13 protein-coding genes and 3 pseudogenes are annotated in these 15527 nt (G+C 58.3%); 6 read left to right on the top strand and 10 right to left on the bottom strand.

The window, feature by feature from the left end; genetic code table 11:
• Positions 1–244 precede the first annotated feature (244 nt).
• The 3 genes from KGB28_RS05560 (at position 245) to KGB28_RS05550 (ending at position 3774) form a co-directional block, all read left to right on the top strand.
• Positions 245–1696 (top strand): multiheme c-type cytochrome, encoded by a 1452-nt coding sequence (locus tag KGB28_RS05560; protein WP_223443190.1) that lies wholly within the window; start codon positions 245–247, stop codon positions 1694–1696.
• Positions 1697–2229: 533 nt separating this feature from the next.
• Positions 2230–2484 (top strand): hypothetical protein, encoded by a 255-nt coding sequence (locus tag KGB28_RS05555; protein ID WP_223443188.1) that lies wholly within the window; start codon positions 2230–2232, stop codon positions 2482–2484.
• 603 nt (positions 2485–3087) lie between these two features.
• Positions 3088–3774 carry a hypothetical protein gene (locus KGB28_RS05550; protein ID WP_223443186.1) on the top strand — a complete coding sequence of 229 codons (687 nt, stop codon included), beginning with the start codon at positions 3088–3090 and terminating at the stop codon, positions 3772–3774.
• A gap of 328 nt (positions 3775–4102) precedes the next feature.
• Here KGB28_RS05550 and KGB28_RS05545 read toward each other — a convergent pair whose 3' ends face one another.
• Entirely contained in the window at positions 4103–4720 is a 618-nt protein-coding gene (locus KGB28_RS05545) for a recombinase family protein (RefSeq protein ID WP_223443184.1), read from the bottom strand.
• A gap of 188 nt (positions 4721–4908) precedes the next feature.
• Here KGB28_RS05545 and KGB28_RS31775 point away from each other — a divergent pair.
• Both KGB28_RS31775 and KGB28_RS05535 read left to right on the top strand, forming a co-directional pair.
• Positions 4909–5124 (top strand): annotated as a pseudogene (locus KGB28_RS31775) (cytochrome c); the annotation flags it as partial.
• A gap of 96 nt (positions 5125–5220) precedes the next feature.
• Positions 5221–5405, top strand: a pseudogene (locus KGB28_RS05535) (efflux RND transporter periplasmic adaptor subunit); the annotation flags it as partial.
• Between the two features lie 63 nt (positions 5406–5468).
• Here KGB28_RS05535 and KGB28_RS05530 read toward each other — a convergent pair.
• From KGB28_RS05530 to KGB28_RS05515, 4 genes are read right to left on the bottom strand one after another with little or no spacing between them, the layout of a single operon-like run.
• Positions 5469–6233, bottom strand: coding sequence for an ABC transporter ATP-binding protein (locus tag KGB28_RS05530; RefSeq protein ID WP_046048975.1), 765 nt, complete (start codon positions 6231–6233; stop codon positions 5469–5471).
• Between the two features lie 16 nt (positions 6234–6249).
• Positions 6250–6960: an ABC transporter permease gene (locus KGB28_RS05525; RefSeq protein ID WP_046031502.1), complete on the bottom strand. Its 711-nt coding sequence runs from the start codon at positions 6958–6960 to the stop codon at positions 6250–6252.
• On the bottom strand, positions 6957–7685 hold the full coding sequence (locus KGB28_RS05520; RefSeq protein WP_223443181.1) for an ABC transporter permease: 729 nt from the start codon (positions 7683–7685) through the stop codon (positions 6957–6959). Before KGB28_RS05520 ends, KGB28_RS05525 begins: the two co-directional genes overlap by 4 nt.
• A gap of 55 nt (positions 7686–7740) precedes the next feature.
• On the bottom strand, positions 7741–8523 hold the full coding sequence (locus KGB28_RS05515) for a transporter substrate-binding domain-containing protein (protein WP_223443179.1): 783 nt from the start codon (positions 8521–8523) through the stop codon (positions 7741–7743).
• A gap of 345 nt (positions 8524–8868) precedes the next feature.
• On the opposite strand from KGB28_RS05515, the pseudogene KGB28_RS05510 reads away from it, so the two are divergent.
• Positions 8869–9062, top strand: a pseudogene (locus KGB28_RS05510) (helix-turn-helix domain-containing protein); the annotation flags it as partial.
• Between the two features lie 227 nt (positions 9063–9289).
• Here the strand turns inward: KGB28_RS05510 and KGB28_RS05505 are convergent.
• From KGB28_RS05505 to KGB28_RS05485, 5 genes are all read right to left on the bottom strand, one after another.
• The gene (locus KGB28_RS05505) at positions 9290–9487 is read right to left on the bottom strand and encodes a ribbon-helix-helix protein, CopG family (protein WP_223443176.1); all 198 of its coding nucleotides are present in this window, start codon (positions 9485–9487) and stop codon (positions 9290–9292) included.
• 208 nt (positions 9488–9695) lie between these two features.
• The gene (locus KGB28_RS05500; RefSeq protein WP_223443174.1) at positions 9696–10268 is read right to left on the bottom strand and encodes a hypothetical protein; all 573 of its coding nucleotides are present in this window, start codon (positions 10266–10268) and stop codon (positions 9696–9698) included.
• Positions 10265–11953, bottom strand: a complete 1689-nt coding sequence (locus KGB28_RS05495) for a DUF3987 domain-containing protein (protein WP_223443172.1) — start codon at positions 11951–11953, stop codon at positions 10265–10267. Before KGB28_RS05495 ends, KGB28_RS05500 begins: the two co-directional genes overlap by 4 nt.
• A complete protein-coding gene (locus KGB28_RS05490; RefSeq protein WP_223443169.1) occupies positions 11950–13005 on the bottom strand; it encodes a toprim domain-containing protein in 1056 nt (351 codons plus the stop codon). Before KGB28_RS05490 ends, KGB28_RS05495 begins: the two co-directional genes overlap by 4 nt.
• A 769-nt stretch (positions 13006–13774) precedes the next feature.
• Positions 13775–15211, bottom strand: a complete 1437-nt coding sequence (locus tag KGB28_RS05485) for a tyrosine-type recombinase/integrase (RefSeq protein ID WP_223443167.1) — start codon at positions 15209–15211, stop codon at positions 13775–13777.
• Between the last annotated feature and the right edge of the window lie 316 nt (positions 15212–15527).

The raw sequence follows: 15527 nt of genomic DNA, 5'->3' as shown, positions 1-15527 counted from the left end.
TCTCCATTAACTCAAAACTTCAAGCGCTGACCAATGTTTGCTGGTCTCCCAGGTAATTCGACATATTTTGTTGCGGGGCTGGCAAGGCAATTGCTGAGTGAGGAAGTCCGCTTCATCAAAGGTGCAGAGTCGGGAAACAGTGGAGCTGTAAGTACCCCATTGAGTGATTGCATGTAACCAATACTCCTGGCTACTCAATGGAAGTGCAGCAGTCATCCTCTGCCACCGTCCAGGGGAAATGCTTATGAGCCATTCCAGACATACGAGTGCGAAGGTCGCGCTGTACCGGTTGTGCTTTCTAGCCTGCCTGCTGACGGTGACGCTGGGGGCGGCCGACGAACCTCAGGGCAATGACCATCAAGCTAACGAGAAGTGGGTGGAGCCGGCACGCTCCAGGCTCATGCATGTGATTGGCGGGATGCCGTTCTTTCCGCATCGGGCCAATACCCCCGGCAACCTGGTGTTGAATGTGAAGGACTTCGACAATGCCCAGGTCTGTGGCGCTTGCCATACGGAGATCTACAAGCAATGGCGCTCGTCGATGATGTCCCAGGCCTGGGATGAACCCATCTATCGGGCCTTGCTCAAGCGTGCGAGTACGGCCACCGAGGGCAAGGTCGATAACTTCTGCACCGGCTGCCATACCCCGATCGGTCTCACGACCGGGCAGATCACTTCGCAAGTCAACCGCTCCTCGATTGAAGACAGCGAGAAGAATCATCCGATGCCCGGGGTCGATTGCGAGACCTGCCACAACATCAGTGCCCGCACGGGCCTCGATAACGGCGCCTATGTCCTGAGTCCGCGAGCAAACGGCAAACCGACCAAGTTCGGCCCGCGCAGGGATGCCGTTTCGCCTTATCACGACACCGTGTATTCCGCTCTGCACACCCGTTCGGACTTTTGCGGCACCTGCCACAACGTCACGCACCCCTTCAGCAGTGTGGCGGTGGAGCGCACCTATGACGAATGGCAGGAGAGTACCTACAGCCTCAACAATGTGACCTGCCAGAACTGCCACATGCCGGGTTTTGCGGGCAAGGCCGCGATCATGGGGCCAGACCGTAAGGAGGTCGCCTCGCATTGGTTCAGCGGAGCCAACGCGACGATGCTCAAGCATCTCGGTCAGGAGGAGGGCGCGCAACGCGCGCGCGACATGCTCGCGCGCGCGGCGGAAATAACGTTCCAGCAACCGCCGGCCGCCATCATTCCCGGACAATACGCCTCGGTAGCCGTCAAAGTTGCCAATGTCGGCGCCGGGCACAAGCTACCGACCGGCTTTCCGGAGGGACGGGAGATGTGGATCGATTTCCGGGTGCTGGATGCCAGTGGACGCGAGCTCTATCGCCTGGGCTCGATCAAGGACGGCAAGACCGAGGTCAACACGCGAAATTTCAAAGTGCACATAGGCGACAAGGACGGCAATCCGCTGGACGTGGAGGTCTGGAATGCCACGCAGATTCTCTCGGACAACCGCATTCTGCCCAAGGGCTACGATATCGGGGAGTTCTCCTTCCTGGTGCCGGCCGACGCGGTCGGGCCGCTGACCCTGACGGCCGATCTGAACTACTGGCCGTTTTCGCAGAAGCTGGCCGACTACCTGCTCGGCAAGGATAAGGTCCAGGTGGAAATCACCCAGATGGCCAAAATCACGCAGAGCGTACCCCTGTCCCCTATCACTGCGTCCCAACCCTAGCGGCATATGTTCACACGGTGGTTGTGACGGTATCACCAGCCACCAGCCACCAGTCGGCTGTTCGCCCTGATCGGCGCGCTGTTCATCTTACCGGTGATCCTGATGTACGCCTTCTGGATCTATTAGGTGTTCCACGCAAAAGTGAGAATTGGTGATGGCTTCCACTGATAGATCAATTGCTCGAATCACGAAACGGCCGATGCCCCTTTATAAGCAGCTCGCTGAGTTGAGCCTGATGTTTATCGCGTTGGTGATTATGCTGGCGTTGTCCGCTGTAGTGGCGATGGAGTTGACCCTTGGAGCAGTGCTCTGACGAGTCCGGTAAAAGTAGATGAGAGCCCCGCTGATTTTTTTGTCTTTAGACGAAGCACACGCAGTGATCGGGGCCAGCCTGAACATCGATGCTGCGCAGCTAAAAGTGTGCCGTATCTGGCCCGACAACCGACAGGCTGGTCGACAGGGGTACGCTCTGCGTGACTTTGGCCAAGCGAGTACCACCGCGTTACGAACAACGAACTGAAAGGAACCCTGTCATGCCGATGATCGACAGCGAACACCTCAAGCCCGGCCTACGACCGGTACAGATAGCCGAAGCAGCTTGGTATGAGGCATTGGTGGCTCGCGAAGTGGCCGCTCCGGAAGACTTGCCCGCCGCCCGTGAAGCGGCCGATAAGGCACTCAACGCGTATAAGGATGCCTGCGTGGGGCTGTATGGCTATATTCAAAGCACGGTGCAAAACGCCGAAGCGGGGGCCGTACAAAAAGGTAGCCCAGTATCCCGAACCTAGGGCCGAACAGATGGTGCTGCTTCAGGGGGAGACTGCTGATGACTTGTGCTTCAAAGTTCACCCCGCGCTGGGCAGCGCACGAAACTAGGGATGCGGATTGATCGAACCGGGAGGAGTCTGCAATGAGTATCCAAAATCGCAAACTCACAGATTTCATCTTGAAGGCCGGCCCGTTTGAGGCTACGCATCGGTTTCAATGGGCTTGAACTTCACTACCTCCTCGCCAAGCCATTCGTTGATTCGATCAAGCTTGAATGACCGCTTGTGGCCGTTTTCTGCCGATCATGGCCACGAAGCGTGCTGGTCAAGTCCGATGCAATCGGTGATCAGAACGAATGCAAATGCGTGCAATGTCGCAACCACAGCGTAGCCGCTTTTGACGCAGAAATAGCCAAGGCCGAAGCTCCTGCGAAACCAGCCGTCACCTAGAACACGATTTTCACCGAGGACGCAGCCGAGAAGGCGCGCGCCATTCTGAAGGCCAAGCTGACTCAGCTAAACAGCGGCATTGACCCGGAAATCATTCAGGCAGGCATTACGCTGGCCGGCTACCATATTGGAAAAGGCGCGCGCACCTTTACCGCTTACGTCTACGCCAAGGCCATGGCTGAAGACTTGGGCAACGTGGTGAAGCCGAACCTGAAGTCCTGCTACATGGGCGTTAAGTACGACCCGCGCGCCACGGGCTTTACCGGCATGAGCAGTGCCACCGAAGTTGAAGCCTTCGACGTTGACGCCCCGGAAGTCGGTGCGGGCTCGCCAGACACCAACGAGGTTCCGCCTGATGAACTCGGAACAGCTAAGACAGACAATTCTGCAAATGCTGACGGACACCAACCCGGCGCAAGTCAAGCGGATGACGCGGGCGGGGACGCTGGAGCCGTTCGTAAACAGCCTGATGGCGGACTACGCGGAGAGCGTGGACAGCGCGAACCAAATGGCACTGAACCAGTACGCCAGCCACAAAAACTGGGACAAGCTGAACTACCAGCTTCAGACGACTCCCGAGGTGGCCCTGCAACAGGTGCAAGAGCGGATCAACGCAACTATCGGATTCAGCCAGGCGAGCTGAAACGCACCGGTTCCTGGAAAGCCACGGCCGAGCAGAACGTCAAGCTCGTTGAACTGGTCAAGCAAATCCTGAGCGAAAATCGCCAGGCCACGCCGGAAGAAAAGACGCTGCTGACCAAGTTCACCGGCTGGGGCGCCTCGGAAATCGCCAACGGCGTGTTCCCAAACCAATTCGGCCGCTACAAGGATCAAACCTGGCAAGATCTGGGGGGCGCCTGAAGGCGGTAATGACCCCGGAAGAGTACGCTCAAGCCAAGCGCCCCCAATACTCCCGCTACACCCACGAGCCAATCATCCGTAGCGTCTACAAACTTTGGATCGCTGGGGCTTTAATGGCGGGCAAGTGTAGCTGTCCGGAGACTGTCTTACGGTAACCACGGGTGCGGCTCCCTCCTGTACAGGTCATCTCCCGAAAAGTCGCGCCCATGCTTTCCGTAGTTCGGGACACCCGGGGCGGACTAGGGGTAATGAGATTTTAAATCGGAAAAGGTGGTCGTCATGACGCTCCCCTATGATCCTGGCCGCAAAGCCTTTTTTATTGATGCTTTCAGGCGCTGGCCAAGTCCCTGATCCTGAGGACTGTGGTGGTTGAGCAGTTGGCGTGCCTGGCTGTTGCGCGGATGCCAAGGCCGGCACCGAGCAGTTCCGTAACGCGCTTGTGCAGATCTTCATCGACCGGCCGGCCCTGATACTTACCAGCAGCTTTGGCCTTCTCGATACCCTGGGCCTGGCGCTCGCGGCGTTGCTCGTAATCCTTGCGTGCAATGGCGGCCATCATTTCCACCAGCATTGAGTTGATAGCGCCCAGCATCCGCCCGGTGAACTCGTCGCCCTTCGTGTCCTGCATTCCCTGGTGACTGGTCGGCAGATCGAGCGCGACGATGCGCAGGCCCTTGGAATCAATCGTGGCCTTGAGCTTCTGCCAGTCCTCCACCGGCAAGCGGGAGAGCCGGTCTATCGACTCCACCAGCAGCACGTCACCCTTGCGCGCATCTTTGAGCAGACGCAGCAACTCGGGCCGGTCTGCGGAGGCGCCGCTGGCATTCTCCAGATACACGCTCGCAATGACCTTGTTATGGTCGCTGGCGAACTGCTCAAGCGAGGCTTGGGCGCGACTGGCGTCTTGTTCTTCGGTGGATGCTCGGAGGTATGCGCGGATGAACATGATGGGTGCCTGTATCAGTTAGGGCGTTCCACTAACACTGTTGCACTATGGGTGTTACTTATCAAGCGGAAAGCGCAAATAAAATCGAATTTGCGCGTATCAGCTCAGGCATAGCTAAAGCGATACCCAGATACCCAGGCACTTTCGATTGGCTGCTTTTGGCCGTGGATTCAACCGGTCGATGGAAACCAGCAGCAGAGTTCTGGATCATCAAGCACGGTATCAAGTCCACGGGCACGCCTGCCTGGGGTAAAAGCATGGCCGATCCCTATATTTGGGGAATGGTCGCCGTTCTTTAGCAGCTTCCTGGTATGGATGCTCAGGAATACAGAGCGCTAGCCGCGAGCAGCGGTGGCTACCAGCATGGTGGTGAAACCAAGATGCATAACCATGAAAATCAGCATGATGGGCAAAAAGAAGCGACATCTGGACATCGTCATGATGCAGGTGGCACTGAAGAGTTCGCCGAAGCTGACGTTCACTGCGGTGACACAAGCGGCGCCCATGCTCCCGGTGATGTGCTCAAAGCAATACGGCGTTGGTAGATATCCTGGTTCCAGAGTGGGTGGCTGCGCAGACAGAGTTCCTTGTTTTGAAGCGAAGCGGGCCGATCTGTTGGCCGCGGCTCGTCAGCGGCTACGGCATCACAGAGGTGCCGGCAACACTGATTGCTCAGGTTGAACGTGGGTGTTTTGAGGGTTGAGCCAGCGCCTTCGAGCGACCCTGCCATCGCTCGAAGGCGCTCCGGTTACTTCAGGTTGCCGCTGAGGAATTGCTGCAGGCGCTCGCTTTTGGGGTTGCCCAATACGTCCTCGGGCGCACCCTGCTCTTCGACCCGCCCCTGGTGCAGGAACAGCACCTGGTTCGACACTTTGCGCGCAAAGCTCATTTCGTGGGTCACCATGATCATGGTGCGGCCTTCTTCGGCCAGCCCCTGGATCACCTTGAGCACTTCGCCCACCAGCTCCGGGTCCAGGGCCGAAGTCGGCTCGTCGAACAGCATGATCTCCGGTTCCATGCTCAGGGCACGGGCAATGGCGACCCGTTGCTGCTGACCACCCGAGAGAAACGCCGGGTATTGATCTGCAACCCGTGCCGGCAAACCGACCTTGTCCAGGTAGCGCCGGGCGCGATCCTCTGCGTCCTTCTTGCTGACGCCCAGCACCCGGCGTGGGGCCATGGTGATGTTGTCGAGCACGGTCATGTGGCTCCACAGGTTGAAGTGCTGGAACACCATCGCCAGGCGAGTACGGATGCGTTGCAGTTCATTGGCGTCGGCCACGCGCATGCCGTGGTGGTCATGGACCATTTGAATCGGCTGGTTGTCCAGGCTCATGGCGCCGTCGTTGGGCGTTTCCAGGAAGTTGATGCAACGCAGAAAGGTGCTCTTGCCCGAACCACTGGCGCCAATCAGGCTGATCACATCGCCGGTCTTGGCGTTCAGCGAAACGCCCTTGAGGACTTCATGGTTGCCGTAGCTTTTGTGCAGGTTTTCAACGGTCAGTTTGTACATGAACAAGCATCCTGAATTAGTGAGCCGGGCCGAGGAAAGACAACCAGCGGCGTTCAGCCAAGCGGAACAGGCCGACCAGAGAGAAAGTGACTGCCAGGTAGATCAACGCGGCGATGCCGAAGGACTGGAAAGTCAGGAAGGTCGCCGAATTGGCGTCCCGTGCGACTTTCAGGATGTCCGGGATGGTCGCGGTGAAGGCCACGGTGGTCGAGTGCAGCATCAGAATCACTTCGTTGCTGTAGTACGGCAGCGAGCGACGCAGAGCGGACGGCATGATCACGTAGGTGTACAGCTTCCAGCCGGTCAGGCCGTAGGCTTTGGCCGCTTCGACTTCACCGTGGTTCATGCTGCGAATGGCCCCGGCGAAGATCTCCGTGGTGTAGGCGCAGGTGTTCAGGGCGAAGGCCAGGATGGTGCAGTTCATCGCATCGCGAAAGAACGCATCCAGTACTGGCTGAGCACGCACCGCGGCCAGGCTGTAAATGCCGGTGTAGCAAATCAGCAACTGGATATACAGCGGCGTCCCGCGGAACAGGTAGGTGTAGAACTGCACCGGCCAGCGCACCCAGACATTGGTCGAGACCCGGGCAATCGACAGCGGGATCGACATCACGAAGCCGAAGAAGATCGAGGCACTGAGCAGCCAGAGGGTCATGGCCAGCCCGGTGATGTGATTGCCGTCCTGGAACAGAAAAGGTTTCCAGTATTCCTGCAGTAGCTCGATCATCGCACGGCCTCCCGGGTGCCTGCGGCGTAGAAGATTTCCATCCGGCGCAAGACGTAGTTCGAAACGGTGGTTATCACCAGATAGATCAAGGCGGCCAGAATCAGGAAGAAGAACAGCTGATAGGAGCTCTTGCCCGCGTCCTGGGCCACTTTGACCAGATCGGCCAGGCCAATGATCGACACCAGCGCGGTGGCCTTGAGGATCACCATCCAGTTATTACCGATGCCCGGCAGGGCAAAACGCATCATTTGCGGGAACACCACTAAGCGAAAGCGCTGAGCGCGGGTCAGGCCGTAGGCGGTAGCCGCTTCCATCTGCCCTCGCGGTACGGCAAGGATGGCGCCACGGAAGGTTTCGGTGAAATAAGCGCCGTAGATGAAGCCCAGGGTAATGACCCCGGCGCTAAAGGGGTTGATTTCGATATAGTCCCAGCCCAGTGCTTCGGTCAGGCTGGTCAGCCAGGTTTGCAGGCTGTAGAAGATCAACAGCATCAGCACCAGGTCCGGCACTCCGCGGATCAGCGTGGTGTAGGCCTGCGCAGGGACGCGCAGCAGTGCTGATTTCGAAAGCTTGGCGCTGGCGCCGATCAGGCCCAGGCCAACGCTCACCAGCAAGCACAGAAAGGATAATTTGACAGTCATCCAGGAGCCTTGCAGCAACAGCGGGCCGAAACCCTTAAGGCTAAAGCCTGACAGCCCAAGAATCTGCAATAGGTTTTCTAGCATTGAGCAGCCCTACGTCAGTCAAAAAAGTGCCCATTCGCAAATGGGCGCAGGGTCATTATTTGCCGCTGTAGAGATTCAGATCGCCAAAGTGCTTCTGCTGGACGGCCGCATAGGTGCCATTGTCGTGCAGTGCCTGGATACCTTTGTTCAGCAAGGCCTGGAGCTCGGCGTTGCCTTTGGTGAGACCCACGGCGGTTTTGGCAGGCAGTAGCGGGCTTTCGACTGGCTCGCTGACTTGGAAGTCGGCGCCTGGTGGCGACTTCAGGAAGCCCAGTTCGGCTTGCAGCATGTCCTGGATTGAGGCATCGAGGCGTCCGGAGATCAGGTCAGCGTACACCTGGTCCTGGTTGGCGTAGGCCTGAGTCTCTACCCCGGCCTTGTCCAGCACGGCCTTGGCATAGGCTTCCTGGATGGTGCCTTGCTCGTAGCCGACTTTCTTGCCCTTGAGGGAGGCCGGATCGGTGCCGAGGGCCACGCCTTTCTTGAAAACCAGCGCGGTCGGGCCAGAGAACAGCTCGTTTGAGAAATCGATAACTTTCTCACGCGCTGGCGTGGCGGTCATGGAAGAGATCACACCGTCGAACTTGTTGGCCTTGAGGCCGGGAATCATGCCGTCGAAGTCGCTTTCAACCCATTTGCACTTGACCTTCAGCTCGGCGCAGATCGCATTGCCCAAGTCGATATCGAAACCCACCAGGCTGCCATCAGCGGCCTTGGATTCAAACGGCGCATAGGAAGGGTCGACGCCAAAACGCAACTCCTTGTACTCCTTGGCCAGCGCAGAACCGGCAGCCACACACAAAGCCAATGCAGAAAAGGTCAGAAATATTTTTTTCATTGTTTTTATTCCTAAGGACCAAAATAAGCGCTTGTGGCACATGAGCACGGGTATGGAGCTCATATATCACTTTGGAAAAAGCAATACCCAAAAGCTCGCGCTCTTGGCGAACAAGGAGCTAGAGCTCCCGGGAAGAGGAGTCTAGAGGCAATCGTGTGCGACAATAAGACGCAGAATGCGTTGATTTGACGAGTTATTGGTCATAATGACGAGCAATAGTGAACATATGATGCTTTGGCTGTTGCCACTGAAGAAAAACCTCCCCAATAAAGGCTATTTTGCCGACTAAAAACTGACCTAGGTGTTCAACTGCTTCTGCTCAACTTTTGAACAAGACAGCACAGGGTGAACAGCATGGAAATGGTGGGTAAAATTCTGCGGATGTATTTTCGCAGCAAGATGTCGCTGCATCAGATAGCGAGGCGTACCGGGCTGTCGAGAAACACCATCCGAAATGGGTTAGAGCGCCCGAAGCAACTCAACCGGCGTATCGGCGTTGCGCAGCCTTCAACAAATTCAGTCGATTTGCCCAACGATTGCTGTTGGTTGGGAGTTGCCCATAGGTGACCGTCTGCTTTTGGCCGATTGCTGACTATTTCAATCGGCGGAAATCGACGAGAAACCGCCATCCAACGTACATAAAGCCACGGATTTTATGAGTGTTCTGCTTTATATACGCGCGCACGCGCGCATGCGCGTACTGGTCTGAAAATCATCAAAATTCGCACGCTTTAGGGCCGACGAAAATCCACCTGTTTCAGAACGCTTAGGGAACTGCTGAAACACGGTTCTGGAACAGAACCACGTCACGCTCCAGCTTCTCTTCGATAGCCAGACGCACGAACTCTGAACGGTTGGCGCTGGGATAACGGATCAGCCGATCAATCGCGGCCACGGTTTCAGTTTCAACGGACACGATCAGGCGGATTTTCGGCTGATTCTTGAACAGGCGATTCTTGCTCATCGCTTACTCCTCGGTCTCAACTAATTACATACTCCCACGGCCGTAATTCGAAGATTGGGCGGCACTCGGGGTGGACTTTACTTTGCGCCGTTGCGCCGATGGCGTTCGGCGCTGCGCCGGTCATGTTTGGCGCACTGGCGCAAGCATCCCAATGCGCTGCGCCGATGCGCTGGGGGGGGGGGTTATAACTTCACTGTCGGGGCGTCGTTCATTCGCTCGTCTCCATCGGGGTGTTGTTATAACGCTGGCGCAGATCAGCGCCAGCCGCGCAGTAACGGCCGGTTGCCGCATGGCAAGCACGGCAGCTCATCAGGTGGTTGGTGTATGCCGCATCGGCCTCTCGCCATGCGTCTGACGCCGTCGCGGCAGTGTGGACGGTGTGCTGTGGCTTAAGCTCCTCCGCAGCGTGGACCTCGACCGGTTGGTCGCTTCGCTGCGGCCGATTGATCCAGGCCGGGCTGGCGCGGATCGTGTAGGCCACCAGTCCCGCATCTGTTCCGGCCAGCTCGACAAGGTCGTGCGGCTCCAAGTGCCCGCCTTCCAGCAGCACGGCAGGATGGATGCCGAGCAGGCGTGCGACACGGTAAAGCCAGGCGCTCGACGGGATAGGATCGTTAGCGGCGCTCAGTGCGGCGATGATCTCGACCTTGTGCGCCGTCAGTTCGGCCAGCAGTTCGGCGGGCGGCTCGAAGTCAGCACGCAGTTTCAGGCGACCCTCCTGACTGACCGCCATCTCGACGCCCGCCACGCTCGCACGGTGCATCAGCTCGGCGGCGCTCACAGCTCCCGCTCCCATGGCTGTTCGCTACGCGTGTTTGCGAACGCAGGGAGCTGCGGATTCTGCGGATTCTGCGGAAGGCCTTGAAATTTCTTGGCTTCAGCGTGCGGAAGATCTGCGGAAGTTTGCGGAAGCTCTGCGGATGCTGGATGGGTTGCGCGGGGGAACCGTGCAATTTCCGCAACTTTCCGCATATCTTCCGCAGTCGTATAACCGCGCGGTTTCTGGGTTTCCGCAGAATCCGCAACTTCCGCAAGGGGGTTGATCCTGAATTGCTTGCCGTCGCTGCTCAGCAGGTGGTGATACTTCAACAAAACGGCCAGCACCTTGTCGCGCACCTTGGCCTTACGAACCGCAGGGGGCCCAGACTTCCCCATATCATTGACGTGGAACTCTTGCCACTTTGCCGCGCGCTTAGGGTCACGCAACCAGCTCATCAGTTCAGCGGCGCGCTTCAGCTCCGGATCAACCGCGCCTGCATCGATGTAGCGCGACCACTCGGAGAGGGAGTAGCGCGCCAGCATGCAAGCGCGGCGCATGCAGTCGGCATCGATATGCTTAACACCCTCAAAACAGCCGAGCACGGCAGCCAGGCGCAACGCCTGCTCGGCGCAGCGGGCGGCGAACTGCTTCAGGTCAGCGAACATTCCGAGCGGCCCGCGCTCGCGTTCGATCTCGTTGCGGAAGTCCACCCATACCTGTTTAGCCTCTTCATCAGGCGCCAGAACGGGCGGGGCGACCTCGCCGGTTTCTGGGTCGATATACTCCGGGCTGGCGGCGATCTCTTTAAGCCTCGACCAGTACGCTTGCAGACGCGGGTCTGCGTAGGCGTTGCGCTGCAGTGACTCAACGGTGATCAAGCAGTTGCCGGCCAGACTATCCGGCGCGGCGAGCAGGAAGCGCGCAAGAAAGCCCTGCCCGACCAACAGAGGATTGCTCAGTGCCTCCTTCACGACCACCGGTTGCGCCATCAGGTGTATGCTCAGGCGGCGGTTATAGGCCACGCCGGAGCCTTCCAGGTTGCTGCGCGAGCGGGTGCGCTCGAACTTCCCTGAGGAATAGACTGTAGTCAGGCCACCGAGGGTCGCGGCCTTGGTTTCAGCCTTGAGCGAGTGACCACAGAGCATTTGCCCGCCTTCGTCCGTGTCCCAGCTTGCAGCAGACTTGCCCCTGATGAAGTCACCGACCAACGGCTCGTAAGTCGCATCGCTGTATTGGGTCTTCGGATCGGGTGGCAGCGGGTTTGCCGCCAGATACTCATTACGCTCCTTGCCTTTCAGGCCAGCAGCCATAGCCTCAATCTCAGCGCAGGCTTGGCGGTGGCGGGCATGCGCCTCCTTCTCCGCTTCGTCAATCGTCTTGAACGCCAGTTCACGCGCGCTCGACTTGCCCTCCCCCGAATCGAACAGTGACAGCATGAACAGCATGCAGGGCGCACCTTCCGGCTTGTCCTGGGGGTGCCAAGCGTTGACACGCGTCTGCGCCGGATGGGTGATTGCGCCGACAATGCATTGCCCAGCGATGGCGGCAGGCACCATTGCATGCTCGACAATCGCCTCGACTGCGCCGCGAAGGATGTCGGGCAGAGCGTCCAAGGGATAGGGCGTCGGCGGCACGACGTCCGGCAGCAGCGGCTTAGGTGCCGACACTACCGGGGTCTGAACTTCGGTCATCAGGGAGTCGTTCATACCCGGGCCTCCCGCCAGACGGCCAAATCGTTGAAGTCGGAGAAATGCAGCGGCGCATCCTCCGGCCAGGCTGGCAGGACGTACCCGCAGCTGAGCATCGCAGCCGCATGGATGGCCGCCACCTTGCCCGTGTTGGGCTTGCCCTCGACTTCCTTGGCGCGGTCATCGTCGCCGCCGACGATCAGCACGGCATCGGGATAGCTGTGCTTCAGCTCTAAGCCAGCCGGCAGCAAATTGCCGGCGTTCATTGCAGCGGCGACCGGCTTGCCGGTCTGCTCGTGAAGCGTGGCAGCCGTGGCGATACCCTCGACGATGAACAGCTCGACGCCGGGCTCGATACGCCCGAACAGGCAATAGCAACCGGTGATCCGACCACCTTTAAGAAAAAGCTTTTTGCCATTGGCCTTGATGCGCTGAAGGCTCACCAATTCGCCGCGCCAGTAGATGGGAACCAGTAGCTCGCTGCCGAGCTGACGCAGGTGGTGGGGTTTGATGCGCTTGCGGACCAGGTACGGATGGTTGGGATCAGCCGGGCCCGCGAGCGCCCAGTTGCGACGTGCACGAGCGGCGGCCTGCTCCCACTCGGCCCGCGTTTTTTCATCGTATTGCTGCTTACGCTGCTCACATTGGCGGGCGTAACGCTGCCGCTCGACCTCCTCGGCAAGCAGGTCGCGCTGTGGGCCGCCACCAAAAGGCAGGCGCAGTTGCCCGGCGATGAAGCGGGCGGCATCGATCTGCCGCCAGCCGCGCAGGTAGGCCAACAGCGATACGAGGTCGCCACCTTTATCGCCGCTGGCGAAGTCGTGCCATTTGCCGGTTTGACAGTCGATGCTGAACGACCCGGGCGTGCGGTCACCGCGCACCGGATTGATTGCCCAATACTCTTTGCCCTTGCGAGTGCCATCCGGCAGCCAGTCGGCCAGCAGATTGTCGGCAACGAGCAAAGCCGCATTGGCGATGCGCTGAATCTCAACATGGACCAGGTCAGTGGCGTCTTTCTTCAGGCCGAACGCTGCCGGCCCGCGTTGGTTCGCGGGTTGTTGGGTACGCATGGTTTAAGCCTCCTGCGGAGTCAGGAAGGCTTCGACGGCCTCGACCGGCCAGCGAACAGAGCGACCGAAGCGAACGGCACGCGGGAAGCCAGGCATTTGCGACCAGCGCCACCAGGTCGTGCGGCTGACTTGGTAGAGAGTGCAGAGTTGTGCAGAGGTGCCGTAGGTGCCGGGAATCGGCAGATTAGGTGTTGTATTGGCAGGAGTAGCGCTAGTGTTGTGTTGATGCATATTGGGCTTCCATTTCGAACTGAATTGGATGCCCCTCAGGGATGGGGTAGAAAGCCACCAGTACCGCACGACGGGTCATAGGATCGACATCGGTCGGGCGATACGAATTTGCATTGACGCAAAATTCAAGTGGCTTAAACTCCCAGCGTCTACAAGCATTGCTTGTAGAAATGAAGCCGTCTCAAATGCTTCTCCCATTGGGGTGTGTACTGGCTTGCCGGTATGCATAAGGACGTTAGTGTGTCCTCCCCTGATCAGCCCCCGGCAGTGCAATGCCGGGGGCTTTTCTTTGTCTGCATTCCAGCGGCGACTACGTTCCCAGTAATCCCCAACCCCAGTCTGCAGGGCGTTTCATCTGGGTCTGTGCGTCTAGCCAGTAGCCGCATAGTAGCGATACGTTCAGGAAGATCAACGTCCCCGTTACCGAGTTTTCACTAAGGCGTAACTGCTTACACACACTCGACTTTCGACCATATCCAACCATATACAACCAAGGTGAACCAATGGCACCGAACATCTGAAACATTTTGTTACAAACTCACTTTCTCCCGGACAGTCGCACTACCTCGGCGGTCTGCTTCTTCCCCAACACCTTGGCGAGCGCGTGTTCGAACAGTTCAATCGCGCGCTGCTTCTCAGGTAACGCCGCCTCAGGGTTATTTCGGTAGTGCTTATTCGCCACGCCAGTCTGGCCGTGCGCTTGCAGCAGGTCGGACAGTTGATCGCTGATGCCGTATCGCTGCATCAGTTGGGCGCAGGTACGGCGCAAGTCGCGCGGCGAGAAGCTGGGGGTCTGCTTTCCCTCAATAACTGCGTGCTCTGACTTCAGCCAATCGGCAACGGCATGGCCCGGGCTGCTGACGACGATGGGCTGCTTTCCGGTGGTGGTCCACGGCCAGGGGTGACAGCCGTTGATCTCCTTCACACGCTCCAAAATGGCGACCGCTCGCTCAGTCAACGGGACTAAATGCGGCCTGCTCATCGTTTGACCTCCGCGCCCCTTGCGATGGATCAAACGTACGGTACCGGCTTCCAGATCGTAGTCATCCCAGGTGGTCTCGCAGATGTTTTTAATGCGCTGCCCGCCTGTGACAATGACGAACTTAAACAGCAGCGCCATGACCGGTCCGACGCCTTTAGTGGTTTCGACTGTTCCCCAGAACTTGCTCAGCTCGGCATCCGAAAGCGCCCGGGTAACGGCGACCGATGCCTTCTCGACTGCAATCACGGTGGCCGGATTGCTCTCTAGGTTGTAGCTCTTGGCGCTCGACCTGCCGACCGAGTTCTCGGCCCGCAGACCATGATTGAACGCCGCTGACAAGTACGAACGCATATGGCGAGCCTGTATCTTTGCACCGCGATCCCAGATCGGATTAAGAATGGCGAGAATGTGGTCGGGGCGAATGTCGCGTGCCTTCATCGCCATGATGCTGGGGTGAAGGGCCAGCATGGTCGGATACAATCGCTCCAGTTCCTTGACGACGCCGGCAGTGGCCTTCTCCCGAAGCGATTCGATGTAGTCGAGAAAAAGCTCTCCAAAGGTGCCGCGTGACGCCTCGATTTCGGCGAGGTGCTGGCGCTCTCGGGCTTCCTCCTCCGCTTTTAGGCGTGCAGCCTCAACAGCGCGCTCATTTTCGATACGTGACGCTTCGGCGTCCGCCTCCTGTTTTGCCAGGTACGCCTTCACGTCGCCGTGCGCTTTAGCTATCTGCGCCATTGCAGCGGCTTGATCGCGCAGTTCCGGCAAGGTAAAGCCGACTTCCCGAGCGGTGCGTCGATACACGCCTAGCTTGATCAACACTTGCTTGCCAGACAGGTGATAGCGGTAGTAGCAAACGGGCGAGCCGTCGTTCGCACGCTTGAACACCAGTGCCCCCGTGCCACGTCCTGGCAGGCTTTCGACCAGAGGTGAGCAGCCGGGAGTCATGCCCCGCACTTTCTGGTCATTCACAGTCTTCGATGCGTTGCTTGCCATTGGTCGCGCCTCAGTCTTGGTCACAGCTTTGGTCACAGCTTCTTAGGTGACTTTAGACTACAACGTGCAACAAGACGAAACAACGGAACAAGACTAATACCTTGTATATCAAGGTTTTATCTTGATTTCGCTACTTGGTGAACCATGGAAAAACGCCGGGACAAATCACTTGTAATCAGTAGGTCCCGGGTTCGATTCCTGGTGCCGGCACCATACAAAACAAAGCCCTCGTAGAAATACGAGGGCTTTGTTGTTTCTATGGTTTGGAAACTCGCTGGAAGCTGCCACATTGCTGCGATAAGCCTTATCTTCATCG

It is taken from the genome of Pseudomonas sp. BF-R-19 (assembly GCF_019956445.1).
GTDB classification, from domain to species: Bacteria; Pseudomonadota; Gammaproteobacteria; order Pseudomonadales; family Pseudomonadaceae; genus Aquipseudomonas; species Aquipseudomonas fluorescens_BH.
The sequence above is the reverse complement of the archived record's forward strand: the minus strand, read 5'-3'. Positions and strand labels throughout refer to the sequence as shown.